The organism is Streptomyces sp. NPDC059785 (assembly GCF_042732375.1).
GTDB lineage: Bacteria > Actinomycetota > Actinomycetes > Streptomycetales > Streptomycetaceae > Streptomyces.
This window is the reverse complement of the sequence record NZ_JBHWHV010000080.1, coordinates 1-12,428: the sequence shown is the minus strand read 5'-3', so window position 1 is coordinate 12,428 and position 12,428 is coordinate 1. Positions and strand designations below refer to the sequence as shown.

Genomic DNA, 12,428 nt, shown 5'->3' with positions numbered 1-12,428 from the left:
TTGCGTACGCAAGAAGGATCGTACCGAGCCACGGCCGCGCTCCGCTAAACGGTTCCTCCCCACCGCCGCCTGCGCGGGTCACTCCTCGCCGCACGCCCCCTCGGAGAAGGCGGCGATCTCCGCGGTCTCGTCGAGCGACTTCAGCAGCCGGTCCCGTTCGGCCTCGTCGACCTGTACGGGCACCACCTCGCGGACGGCGGTGAGCCGGCGGAAGCCGCCGCGCCGCTCCAGGCGTCCGGCCACGCGGACCGGCAGTCCGATGAGGTGCGCCTGTCCGGCGACCCGGTACGCCTCCTCGTCGAGGACGGTCCGCACATGCGGGACGTCGGCACCCGAGAGCACCCGCAGCCGTACCACGCCCTCGCCCTGCGGGTCCGACCTGCGCATCCGCACCACGGTGCCGGTGATCTTCACGGGCATCGACGGTTCGGTGCGCAGATAGCGGTTGCCCGCCGCGCGCAGCGCGGGCAGGTCGCCGGGCGAGAACTCGACCGGGTCGGCGGCCCCGGCGCACCCCTCGGGGACACCCGCGGCGGGCGCCCACTCGACCGCGATCCTGGCTCCCTCGGTGCCGCGCACGAGGTCGACCAGGCCCTCGGTGAGCTCGTGGCTGACGCCCGCCTCGACTGCCGCGTCGAAGGCGTCCATGGAGCCGGTGGCGCGCCGGTAGTCGACGGCCTCGCGGGCCGCGCACAGCGCCTGGTAGAGGCGGACGGCGAGCGGGCGCCCGGTCGCCACGGGCACGAAGGCGGTGATCCGGCGCCCGTCGGGCGCGGCGCCGACCAGGACGCTCGCGAGCGACGCGGCGGCGGGCCCGCGGTGGCGGGCGCCGTAGTAGCCCGCGCGGGCCCGGACGGCGAGCGCCCCGGCGAGCATGATGTGCCGGGCGGCGGTGCGCAGCCGGTCCTCCTCGGTCCAGGAGGCGGTGTCCCCCAGCCCGGTCGGGGCATCGCGCCACCAGCGGATCTCGTCGCTCGGCACGGCGAGCGCGAGCAGGATGTCCCGGGCGGTCGGCGAGGTGCCCCGGGAGAGCGCGTCGAGGGCCTCGCAGAGCAGGTCGTCGCTGTCGGGGAAGTCCCGGCTCACGGGCACCAGCAGGCTGGTGCCGCCGCCTCCGGGCCCGGGCGGGGTCCAGCGGCCGTACCGGCCGGCCGCACCGCCGCGCCGCCGCCAGCCGTGCCGGAGCAGCAGGGCGCCGAGCACGGCCGGGTCGACCTGCCCCGGTTCGGGCGGCCGGCTCCCGAAGGTGCCGGCCTGCCGCGGACTCGCGACCCCGTGGGGGCCGCCGAACGGACGGTGTGTCACGGTCTGCCTCCCGTCCCGACCCGCGTCATGATCTCGCAGAGCGCGCGGTCGTCGAAGACGCGCGAGGTCGGTACACGGACGGTGGTCCTGCGCCGGCCGGTGACGGCGTGGCCGGCGAGGTTGGTCCAGTAGCAGCAGTGGCGCAGGTCGAGGCGGTCGTGGCTGGCGCGCAGCCAGTCGTCCTGGGACCTGGGTACGAGCATCACGACCAGGATCTTGTGCACCGAGACCGGGGTGCGGGCGAGCTTCGCCAGGTGCGCGTTGTCCAGCGTGAAGGAGAAGGCGGGCCCCGGGGGGTTCGGCGGGATCTGGTACGTGCACTTGAGCTGCACCTTGATGGTGACTTCGTCGTCGACCGTGTGCCCGGGGGCGCTGTGGCTGACGTGCCAGTCGATGCCGTTGTCCGGAAAGGGCTGGGACAGGGAGCAGCCCGCGGCGGCCGCGACGGCGTGGAGATAGCCCACCTGGAGCGTCTCCATGCATGCGGTGGTGGCCAGAGTGCCGCGCTGCGGTGTCGTCCGCTCGGGCAGCAGCCCACCCCGCTCGGGCTGCGCGAGCGCCATGACCAACAGCCTTCCGGACCGGATGAATCCCCGACACGGGTCGCTGAACTGCAAAGACCCGTACCTGTGTTGTCTCCTCCCGGCGTACGTCGCAAACAGCCCGGGTATCACCGAAACGGGCAGACGACGGTACGTCAACTGCCGAAGGTGAACGAGGAGTTGTGTGCGTATGACGTGCTGGTACGAAGGCCCGCTGGCCGCGTTCGACACGGAGACCACGGGTGTGGACGTCGAGACCGACCGGATCGTGTCGGCGGCCGTGGTGGTGCAGGACGCCGCGGGCGCCCGGCCGCGGGTGACGCGCTGGCTGGTCAACCCGGGGGTGCCGGTCCCCGAGGCGGCGACGGCGGTGCACGGACTGACCGACGAGCATCTGCGGCGCGAGGGCCGCTGGCCGTCCCCGGTGATGGACGAGATGGCCAGGTCGCTGGCGGAGCAGGCCGCGGCGGGCCGGCCGCTCGTGGTGATGAACGCGCCGTTCGATCTGACGCTGCTGGACCGCGAGTTGCGCCGCCACCGGGCCGCTTCCCTGACCAGTTGGTTCGAGACGAATCCGCTACAGGTGCTGGACCCGCGGGTCCTCGACAAACATCTGGACCGTTACCGCAAGGGCCGCCGCACCCTGACCGATCTGTGCGCGCACTACGGCGTGACGCTGGAGGGCGCGCACGACGCCGCGGCGGACGCACTGGCCGCCCTGGATGTCGTACGGGCGGTGGGGCGGCGGTTCGCGTCGCGGCTCGAGCGGCTGTCGCCGGCCGAGCTGCACACGCTCCAGTCGGTGTGGCACGGGGCGCAGGCGCGCGGTTTGCAGGCGTGGTTCGCGCGCAGCGGTTCGCCGGAGCGAGTGGATCCGGCCTGGCCGCTGCGGCCCGAGCTGCCGGCCGCGGCCTGAGCGCGGTCGGCCCTGCCGGGCGGGGAGCGGGAGGGCACACGAAAAACCGGCCCGTCGGTGACGGACCGGTTTCTTCCGGGTGGGCGATACTGGGTTCGAACCAGTGACCTCTTCGGTGTGAACGAAGCGCTCTCCCACTGAGCTAATCGCCCGGGAACGCACTGAACAATACAGGTCCGGGCGCCTGTCGTTCAAACCGCTCGGGGACCGGCCCACGACCCGTCGTTCGAACCGCTTGGGAACCGGCCCGCGACCCGTCGTTCGAACCGCTTGGGAACCGGCCCGCGGCCTCTCGTTCAGACCGCCCGGAGACGGGCCCCGAGCCCGCGCCGTCCCGCCCGCATCATCAGCGCGTGGTTGGCGCGGAAGAGGGGCCGGCCCGGCACGGCGAGCCGGCGCAGCAGCACCTTGGTCACCTCGACCTCCTGGTCGTAACGGGCCGCGGTGCCGGGCCCGTCGGCGGTGAGCGTCCAGCGGGCCCAGCCCTCCAGGTCGCCGGTCATGGCGATCTCCAGGACCCCGGTGACCGGGTCCCGGCGCACCTCATGGGCGGTGAAGACCAGGTCGTAGGGGAGCAGCGAGCGGACCCTGACCGTGCCGGTGCGCTCGTCGGCGAGGCGCACCTCGCGCACCTGGGGCCACCAGCGCGGGTAGTCCTCGATCCGTTCCAGTACCGGGTAGACGGCGGCGGGCGCGGCGGGCAGCGTCCACCGGCTGCGGAAGCGGTAACGGCACCAGTCCATGTGCCGAGTGTGCCGCCCGGCGGATCTGAGTACGACATGAGTACGCGCACTCATGTCCGTCCGACGTGACCGGAGCCACACTCCGGACACGGGCGGTACGCCGGGCCGCCGCCGGCGCGGTCGGCGCTGGCGGCCGTACCCCCTTGCCGGCCGGTGGGCTCTCCCGTGGGGCGACCGGCCCGAGCGCCGCCGCCCGTGCGGCGGCGCTCCCCTCCCCCGGCGTGGTCAGGCTCCGGTGCGGTCAGGCTCTCCGGTGCGGTCAGGGCATCTTGTCGCCGAGCAGGGCGAGGTTCTCGATGGCGGCGAGGCCGTACAGGGCGGTGTCGTTGGTGTAGACCCAGTTGGCCTCGCTGCCGGGGACCAGCGTGACGGGGCCGCTCAGCTTCTCGGTCTTCCAGGGCGAGGACTCGAAGTACCCGTCGGAGTTGTAGAACTTGTCCCAGGCGCGCTTGGCGAGCGTCTCGTCGCCGGTCTGCACGGCGGCGTAGGCGTCGAGGCGCGAGTGGCCCTGGAACAGCAGCAGGGTGCCGAAGTTGCTGCCGTAGCGGGCGGCCTGTTCGGTCTTGCCGGCGTTGAAGTAGCGGCAGTAGTCGTAGTACGCCTCGTTGAACTCCGGCATGTCGACCAGGTCGATGAGTTCGGCGCACAGTTCGTTGAGGCCGAAGACGGCGGACAGGTGGGAGACGGCGACGACGGGCTCGGCCGCGACGGCGAACTCGCCGGTGTCCAGGTCGTACAGGCCGCTGCCCTGCACGAAACCGTTGGGCTGGGCGGCGATGCCCTTCATGGTCGACAGTACGCGCGCCTTGGCCTTCTCCCACTTGGGGCCCTTGCGCTCCCACTCGGTGAGCCACGCGGAGACCAGGCCGCTCCAGTCGGTGCCGAAGCCGATCGACAGGGCGTGCCGGTCGGGCGTGTACGGATCGGTGCGGACCTTGCGGTTGGGGTCGAGGACGAGGAACGTCTCGTCGGAGTCGACGTTGGCGTGCATGAGGTCGCCGACACGTTCGTCCGCGGTGAGGAAGTAGTAGTAGCGCCGGTAGGTGGTGTTGGCGATGCGCTGCTGCTTGGCGCTGTCGGCGTAGTGCTGCACGCCGTGCCGGGTGCCGAGGCCCGCCCACTGGCCCAGGTGGTAGACGTCGACCTCGCCGGTGTGCCGGGTCATCGACTCGGCGAAGCGGAAGATGTCGGCGCGCCCGGAGCGCAGATAGGCGAACCACAGCCAGAGGTCGGGCGAGAGCTCGGAGTTGTCCCAGGCGTAGCCGCCGACGTCGTAGCGCCACTGGTGCCGCACCGGGTCGTAGGAGTGCATGACGTCGCCGTAGTCCCAGAAGCCGTACCAGCGGCGCATCTCCACCTGGTCCTTGTAGTAGGTGAAGAGGAAGTCGAGGTGGTCCTCGATCTTCGCCTTGGCGTCGGTGGAGCGGTCGGGTTCGGAGAAGAGGCCGCCGAACACCTTGGCCTTGATCAGGTGCTTGGGCGGTGCGGCGAGCTGCGGCAGCGTGCGGACGGCGTCGACCTGCTCGGCGAGCTTCTCGGGAGTGGGTGTCGACTCGTTGGCCCAGAAGAGCAGTTCGGAGGTCCGGGCGATCCCGTAGGGGGTGCCGAACTCGGGCTCGTAGTCCTCGTAGGTGATGTTGAGGCCCTCCAGCTGCTCGGCGTACGTGTCCTGGCCCATGCCGTCGTGGTAGAAGCGCAGGTCCATGGGCTGGGCTTCGGGCGACCAGAGCCAGAGGGTGACCTCGGCCTCGTCGGTCTGGGCGTCGCGGATGTCGAGCTGGGCCGGGTGCTTCTCCCAGAAGTCGCGCAGCCCGAAGGAGAGGCCGCCGCTGGGCCCGCCGACGTAGCCGAAGCCGGAGGCCCGCCGGCCGCCGCCCGCGCCGATCCAGCCGTGCCCCTTCTTGGTGCGCTTGCGCAGGGTGAAGCCGTCGGCGGAGAGCTGGGAGAGGGTGTAGTCGCCCCATTCGGGGATGTACTGGAGCCGGGTCGTCACCCGCTGGTCCCAGGTGGCCGGATCGGGCAGTTTCTCCCCTGCGAACTGGGCGGCCTGCACGGCGGCGCCCGGGTCGCGGCGCAGCCCGGTGATGCCCTTGACGGCCTCGCGCAGCAGTCCGGTCTCGTCACCGCCGATGCGGATGTGCCGGTCGTAGGACGCGTCGCGCATCGGCACGGTGAAGCGGACGCCGAGGCCGCGGATGAAGTCGCCGCTCGCCTTCCCGGGCTCCTGTGTCCCGTCGAAGGTGATCGTGTGCACCATGCGGAAGGACTCGGCACCGGCGTAGAAGTACAGCCGGACGGAGAACGGCAGCCAGCTCCGGCCGCCCTTGCGGTGCTTGCCGTCGATGCGGACGACGGCGCGTACGGGCCCCTGCTGTTCGACGTCGGTCTCGGTGATGTGGCTCTCGAACCGCTCGTACTTCTGCGTGCCCTGGTCGCCGTCCTCGATCTCCGGCTGGCGGAGCAGCACGAGCCGCCCGTCCTTGGCGATCTCCGTCGAGCCGCGTCTGACGGACTTGACGAGGGTGGACCCGCTCTTGCCGAGCCTGGCGGTGATGACCCCGGTCGATATGTCGATACTGCCGCCGCTCTTGTCGACGGTGACCTTCTTCTCGGGGGCGGCGGCCTGACCTGCGGCGAGGGTGAGCTTCCCGCTGCCCGCGCCCGCGCCGACGGCGTGCGCGGTCCACTTCAGCGAGCCGTCGGGCCAGTACGCGAGCGGCCAGGACTGTACGGGGACGGCCTCGCCGTCGGCGTCGGTGAGCGCGAAGGTCTGGTCCTCCTCGTAGGCGCCCTTGGGCCAGGGCACGCCGACGGTGGAACCGGGGGCGGCGCCGAGGCCGCCGTCCTCGAGCCAGTCCAGGGTCACCGGGTCCGCGTCCTTGGTCCCGGCGGCCGGCGCGGCCTGCGCGCTGTTGCTGCCGAGGGCCCAGCTGAACTGTGCGGCGGCTCCGGCGACGGCGGCGGCCTTGAGCAGAGACCTGCGGGGAATGGGAGACATGACCTTGTTCCTTTCTCCGTACCGGGGAAGTCAGGGGCATGACAGACGCAGGCGCGGCGCCGGGCACCGGCCTGTACGCGTACCGGCCGTGGATCAGCGGTGGCGGTACCGCTTCTCCACGGCGACGGCCGCCGCCGTGACGGCCCCGAGCACGGGGACCGCCAGCGGCGCGGCGAACCAGGCGGAACAGACCGTCACGGCCAGTCCGCCGACGAGCAGGAAGGAGCCGGCCGGGTCGAGCACCGTACGGCGCCCCGCGGCGGCGAGCAGCTCGCGCCAGGCTGCGCCGGGCTCCCAGACCGCCGCCGCGCGCAGCCCGGCGACGGCCAGTGCGATCAGGGCCAGGACCCCGACGGCCCCGGCGAACGACCCGCCGGGCAGCCCGGCCCGTACGGCCAGGACGTCCACGACGACCGCGGCGGTCACGGCCCAGCCGGCCAGCCCGACCAGCCAGCCGCGGCGCACGGCCGTACGGAAGTCGGCGGCGAACTCCCGCAGGCCGCCGCCCTCGTGGTCCGTGACCCGGCGCAGATGGCGCGCCCCCGCCGCGAAAGCGGCCGGATAGGTCACCAATCCCAGCGCGGCCACCGCGATCCAGACGCCGGTGAGCAGGCACTCGGCGAACACCGCGAACCGCTCCTGGAACGCCGACTCCCGCGGGGCGCGACGGGGCTTTGCGGATGCCTGGCTCATCGGGCGCCTCAGCCCTTCAGTCCGGAGGTGGCCATGCCGTCGATCAGATAGCGCTGGAAGGCGAGGAAGAAGGCGAGTACGGGCAGCAGCGCGACGAGCGACATCGCGATCATGCCGCCGTAGTCGGCCACCCCTTCCTGGTCGACGAACATCTTCAGCCCGAGCGAGACCGTGTATTTGTCGGGCTCGTTGAGGTAGATCAGCGGGCCCATGAAGTCGTTCCAGGCGTTGATGAAGGTGAAGATCGCGCTGGTGATGAGCGCCGGACGGCACAGCGGCAGCACGATCGACCAGTAGATGCGCGGATGACCGCAGCCGTCGAGCCGGGCCGCCTCGTCGAGCTCCCTCGGCAGATTGCGCATGAACTGCATCATCAGGAAGACGAAGAACGCCTCCGTGGCGAGGTACTTGCCGAGCAGCAGCGGCGTGTACGTATTGATCAGGTCCATGTTGCGGAAGAGCACGTACTGCGGGATGAGCAGCACGTGGTAGGGCAGCAGCAGCGTGCCGATCATCAGCGTGAAGAGCAGATTGCGCCCCGCGAACCTGATCTTGGCGAAGGCGTAGGCGGTGAGCGAGCAGGAGATCAGGATCCCCACCACCGAACCCACCGCCAGCAGCAGCGAGTTGAGGAAGAACGTGGAGACGGAGATGTCCGCGATGCCCTCGGTGAGCCGGGTGTAGTTGGAGGTGATCGGTGAGCCGGGGAAGAGATCCAGGCTGCCGACGATGTCGTCACTGCGCTTGAAGGAGCCGCCGACGACCCAGACGACCGGATAGAGGATGACGGCGAGGATGGCGAGCGACCCGAGGTGCCAGGCGAGCGACCCGGGCAGCCTCCGCCGGAGTCCGCCCGCCTTCCGGCCGTGCGCGATGTCCGTAGTCTGCGCACTCATCAGGCGCCCTCCTCGTAGTGCACCCAGCGCTTCTGGGACCAGAACAGGACCGCCGTCACCAGGCCGACCGCGACCAGCAGCACCCAGGCCATGGCCGAGGCCAGCCCCATCCGGCTGTTCTCGAAGCCCTGGACGTAGAGGTAGCAGGTGTAGACCATCGAACCGTCCGCGGGACCACAGGCGTTGCCCCCCGCTCCACCGCCGACGATGTAGGCGGAAGAGAAGATCTGGAACGAGTGAATGGTCTCCAGCAGAACGTTGAAGAACAGCACCGGACTGATCATCGGCAGAGTGATGTTCCAGAACCGCCGCCACTTGCCGGCCCCGTCCACCTCCGCGGCCTCGTACAACTCACGCGGCACCTGCTTGAGCCCGGCGAGGAAGATGACCATGGGCGCGCCGAACTGCCAGACGGTGAGCGCCACGAGGCTGTAGATGATCAGATCCGGATCCCCGGTCCAGCCACCGGCACTCATCCCGAAGAGCTTCTGCGTACGGTCGACGATCGCGTCGTCCGAGAAGATCGCCTTCCACACGATGGCGACGGAGACGCTGGCCCCGATCAGCGAGGGGGCGTAGAACGCGGCCCGGTAGAAGGCCTGTCCGCGCCGCTTCTGGGCGAGCAGCAGCGCCACGCCGAGCGCCGCGAGCAGCTTGAGCGGCGTGCCGACCACGACGTACCACAGCGTCACCCGCACCGAGTGGCGCCAGCGCGGGTCGGCGAACATCTCGGAGAAGTTGTCCAGGCCGATCCACTTGGGGGCGTCGAAGAGGTTGTAGTCGGTGAACGCGAAGTAGAGCGAGGCGATCATCGGGCCCGCGGTCAGCAGCAGGAACCCGGCGATCCAGGGGGACATGAACAGATAGCCGGCCAGGTTCTCCCGGCGGCCCCGCCGCTTGAGGGCGGCGGGGCGCTCGGGCTTCACCGGACCGTGCCGCGGCTCGGCGCCCTCGGCCAGGGCGTCCGTCGCAGGGGCGTGTGTCACGGCGGTTCCCATCAGCCGGCGAGAGCCGTCTTCGACTCGGTGAAGAACTGCTTGACGGCCTCGTCCACCGAGCGCTTGCCCAGGGCGAGTTCCTCGGCGATGCGCAGGAAGGCGGCCTCGCAGATGTCGGCGCCGTTCGGGTGCGGGGTGATGGTCTCCAGGACCCCCGACTTCACCAGGGACTCCTCGTAGGCCGCGATCCCCTTGTTGACCTCGTCGGTCGGCTGGTAAGCGTCGTACTGGGCCTGAGTCGCCGGCACCCCACGGTCATAACCCATGATCTTGGCGACCTCGGGGTCGTGCACCATGAAGTCGATGAACTGCGCGACCTCCTTGGGGTGCTCGGTGCGCTTGGAGCCACTGAGCATGAGCGAGCCGAGGTACTGCCCGGTCTTCTTGCCGTCGGTCGTGGGGATCGGGGCGAGCCCGTATTCGCTCTTGCCCTCGGAGGTGTAGCGGACGGTGAAGTTGTCCCAGGTGAACTCGCTGGCCGCGAGCTCGGCGGAGACCGCGGACTTGGGCTTGACCTGGGCGACCTTCTTCGCGTCGGCGTAAATGCCGGATTCCACGCCCTTCTTGGCCTTGGTCCACCAGTCCGTCAGGTCCGCCTCGGTGAAACCGAGCTCCTTCTCGGTGAAGAACGCCTTGCCGTTCTGCCGCAGGTACAGGTCGTAGAGGTACATGACCCCGTACAGCCCGCTGTCGCCGGCCCGGCCCGCCTTGTCGCGGATCTTCTTCATCGCGGCGTCGAAGTCGTCCCAGGTCCACCCCTGCTCGGGCTTCACACCCGCCTTGGTGTAGACGGGCTTGTCGATGACCAGCGCCATCGAATTGGAACCGACCGGAACACCGAGCAACTTCCCGTCGATCTCACCGAACTTGTCGAGCCCCGCCCGGAATCCGTCCATGGACAGATTTCCCGCCTTGACCTGTTCGCTCAGATCGAGCAGCACATTCTTGGCGTCATACTTCCGAAGGAATCCGATGGCGTTCTGGAAAACGTCGGGCGGATTCCCCCCGGAGGCCTGGGTGTTGAACTTCTTCCAGAAGTCGAGGTACGGCTGGAAATCCGTCTTCACCTTGATCTTCGGGTACTTCTTCTCGAAGAGCTCGATGGTCTGGTTGATCCGCTTGGCCCGGTCGTCGGCGCCCCACCACGCATAACGGATCGTCACCGTCCCGTCCCCGGAACCGCTTCCGCCTCCGCAGCCCGTCGTCGCCGCCAGTCCCAGCGTGGCCAGCGAAGCGCCGGCCGCCTTGAGGACCGTCCGCCTCTCGACACTTCCGTTGTTCCCCACAGTCGGGCCCTCCCCGCGACGTTGCGGCCGCTTCATGAATCGTTTCAAGTAAGCGCTTGCTGGCACAAGCTACGGAGGCCCCAGGGGCACGTCAATGATTCGGACAGGAATTGATGGAACGCGACGCGCGACCGCCCCGCCCCCACCGCCGCGAGACCCCACACCCCGCCGCACAACACCGCAGGTGGAGCCCGCGCGGTCGACGGACCGAACAGAAACCGAGGAACCGCGCGAAAATCACCCCGGGCCGAAAATCCCCTGTCGTTCAGGCCACCGCGGCCACCTGCACAACGAGATCCGCGTTCCACATGAACCGAGCGTAAGGACGCCCGCCCACCGGGACGCCGCACCCCGCACCACAGGAACCGCACCAAGCAGGCACAGACACCACAGAGAAGCCGCCGCACAGGCACAGGTCGACGATCCCCCACGGACAACCACCCGCACCGACGACCACGACAAAGGCGGCCGACCCCCATAACCACTACTGGGGGCCGACCGCCTACTGCATCGGTGGGCGATACTGGGTTCGAACCAGTGACCTCTTCGGTGTGAACGAAGCGCTCTCCCGCTGAGCTAATCGCCCGGGCGCAGGAAGAACATTACCCCATGTCAGGGGCGCCTCGGACCACCCCAACGGGCAGGCCGGATCACTCCTTGATCCTCCAGGGCATCTCGAAGCCGAAGCGCCAGAGGTAGACGCCGACGAGGACCGCGATGATCACGAGTCCGACGGTGGTCAGAATGATGTTGCGCCGGCGCACCTTGGGATCGAGCGCACGCTGCGCGGCCTCCGTCACCTTGCGTTTCGTCCAGCGCAATACGAGCTGCGCCCAGACGAACTCGGTCGCCCAGATCGCCATACCGCCGAAGATCACCAGCCAGCCGGGGCCGGGCAGCGGAAGCATGATGATGCCCGCGACGACGACCGCGAGCCCGACGACGAAAACCCCCACCTGCCAGCTCAGATGCAGAGCCCGCCGAGCCTTGATGAATTCCGGCGCCCGGGAACCGAGCCCCGCCCCGCTTGCGGATTCCCCCTCGGCCAGGACTGCCTCGCCCGACCCGTCACTCCCCGTATTCATACGACCAAACCCTACCGGAGAGAAACCAGTCACCGGAATGGGTGTACGCCGTGACCGAACTCTCGGCCGGATGAGCGACCTAAAGGCACCCAAAACACTCAGAGGGGTTTACAACGGCACCGTAGGTGGCATGTCGATTTCGCCGACGTGCGAATCCCCGAGCGCACACTGAGCGAAAGGCCCTGGCGCTTATGAACACCACGGTCAGCTGCGAGCTGCACCTGCGCCTCGTTGTGTCGAGCGAGTCCTCACTGCCTGTACCCGCAGGACTGCGGTATGACACGGCCGATCCCTACGCCGTGCACGCCACCTTCCACACCGGAGCCGAGGAAACCGTCGAGTGGGTGTTCGCCCGCGACCTCCTGGCCGAGGGCCTGCACCGGCCCACCGGCACCGGCGACGTCCGAGTCTGGCCGTCCCGGAGCCACGGTCAGGGCGTCGTCTGCATCGCCCTCAGCTCCCCGGAGGGCGAAGCCCTCCTGGAAGCCCCGGCGCGGGCCCTCGAGTCCTTCCTGAAGCGAACGGACGCCGCCGTGCCCCCCGGCACGGAACACCGCCACTTCGACCTCGACACGGAGCTCTCCCACATCCTGGCCGAGAGCTGACGAGACACCACAGAGCCGCCCGGCGCCGTCCACTCGGGGAGACGGCTCGGGCTCGGACAACTGCATACGGTCACAACCGACGCCGTCACCGCGGAACCTCGTGGTGACGGCGTCGTCGTATCCCCCGCGGCCGCAATTGCACGGGAGGATCGCCGCCGAACAGCCCACGCCCCGCAGCCGCCAACGCTCGGAAAGGACCGCGCCGAACAGCCCACGCCCCGCAGCCGCCGACGCTCGGAAGGGGCCGTGCCGAACGCCCCACGCCCCGCAGCCGCCGACGCTCGGAAGGGGCCGTGCCGGTACATCAAATGCCCGTCGATCACGTGGTCGCACACCAAGTCGGCCAGGCAAACCCCGGAGG

At 69.8% G+C, this 12,428-nt stretch carries 11 protein-coding genes and 2 tRNA genes; 2 read left to right on the top strand and 11 right to left on the bottom strand.

All coding sequences use genetic code 11. From position 1 onward, the window contains the following. Window positions 1-78: 78 nt before the first annotated feature. Complete coding sequence (locus ACFV6E_RS38325; protein ID WP_385168076.1) at window positions 79-1,305, bottom strand: hypothetical protein; 1,227 nt, start codon at window positions 1,303-1,305, stop codon at window positions 79-81. Beyond that, a complete protein-coding gene (locus ACFV6E_RS38320; RefSeq protein ID WP_385168074.1) occupies window positions 1,302-1,868 on the bottom strand; it encodes a DUF4365 domain-containing protein in 567 nt (188 codons plus the stop codon). Before ACFV6E_RS38320 ends, ACFV6E_RS38325 begins: the two co-directional genes overlap by 4 nt. Before the next feature lie 169 nt (window positions 1,869-2,037). On the opposite strand from ACFV6E_RS38320, the gene ACFV6E_RS38315 reads away from it, so the two are divergent. After that, window positions 2,038-2,763, top strand: coding sequence for a 3'-5' exonuclease (locus tag ACFV6E_RS38315; protein ID WP_385168072.1), 726 nt, complete (start codon window positions 2,038-2,040; stop codon window positions 2,761-2,763). An 80-nt stretch (window positions 2,764-2,843) separates the two neighbouring features. On the opposite strand, the gene ACFV6E_RS38310 is transcribed toward ACFV6E_RS38315, so the two are convergent. The 9 genes from ACFV6E_RS38310 to ACFV6E_RS38270 form a co-directional block, all read right to left on the bottom strand. Then, window positions 2,844-2,915, bottom strand: a tRNA-Val gene (locus ACFV6E_RS38310). Window positions 2,916-3,059: 144 nt separating this feature from the next. Continuing rightward, window positions 3,060-3,506 (bottom strand): SRPBCC family protein, encoded by a 447-nt coding sequence (locus ACFV6E_RS38305; RefSeq protein ID WP_385468095.1) that lies wholly within the window; start codon window positions 3,504-3,506, stop codon window positions 3,060-3,062. Between the two features lie 259 nt (window positions 3,507-3,765). Next, window positions 3,766-6,504, bottom strand: a complete 2,739-nt coding sequence (locus tag ACFV6E_RS38300; RefSeq protein ID WP_385468093.1) for a Tat pathway signal sequence domain protein — start codon at window positions 6,502-6,504, stop codon at window positions 3,766-3,768. 93 nt (window positions 6,505-6,597) lie between these two features. Beyond that, on the bottom strand, window positions 6,598-7,197 hold the full coding sequence (locus tag ACFV6E_RS38295) for a hypothetical protein (RefSeq protein ID WP_385468090.1): 600 nt from the start codon (window positions 7,195-7,197) through the stop codon (window positions 6,598-6,600). A gap of 8 nt (window positions 7,198-7,205) precedes the next feature. Next, the gene (locus ACFV6E_RS38290) at window positions 7,206-8,093 is read right to left on the bottom strand and encodes a carbohydrate ABC transporter permease (protein WP_385468088.1); all 888 of its coding nucleotides are present in this window, start codon (window positions 8,091-8,093) and stop codon (window positions 7,206-7,208) included. Further along, window positions 8,093-9,091, bottom strand: a complete 999-nt coding sequence (locus ACFV6E_RS38285; RefSeq protein WP_385468085.1) for a carbohydrate ABC transporter permease — start codon at window positions 9,089-9,091, stop codon at window positions 8,093-8,095. The genes ACFV6E_RS38290 and ACFV6E_RS38285 overlap by 1 nt, the downstream gene beginning before the upstream one ends. Next, on the bottom strand, window positions 9,091-10,413 hold the full coding sequence (locus ACFV6E_RS38280; protein WP_385168057.1) for an ABC transporter substrate-binding protein: 1,323 nt from the start codon (window positions 10,411-10,413) through the stop codon (window positions 9,091-9,093). The genes ACFV6E_RS38285 and ACFV6E_RS38280 overlap by 1 nt, the downstream gene beginning before the upstream one ends. Before the next feature lie 478 nt (window positions 10,414-10,891). Continuing rightward, window positions 10,892-10,963, bottom strand: a tRNA-Val gene (locus tag ACFV6E_RS38275). 64 nt (window positions 10,964-11,027) lie between these two features. Further along, on the bottom strand, window positions 11,028-11,462 hold the full coding sequence (locus tag ACFV6E_RS38270) for a TIGR02611 family protein (protein WP_385168054.1): 435 nt from the start codon (window positions 11,460-11,462) through the stop codon (window positions 11,028-11,030). 191 nt (window positions 11,463-11,653) lie between these two features. Between ACFV6E_RS38270 and ACFV6E_RS38265 the strand changes: the two genes are divergently transcribed. Beyond that, entirely contained in the window at window positions 11,654-12,067 is a 414-nt protein-coding gene (locus tag ACFV6E_RS38265; RefSeq protein ID WP_003959770.1) for an SsgA family sporulation/cell division regulator, read from the top strand. Window positions 12,068-12,428 lie beyond the last annotated feature (361 nt).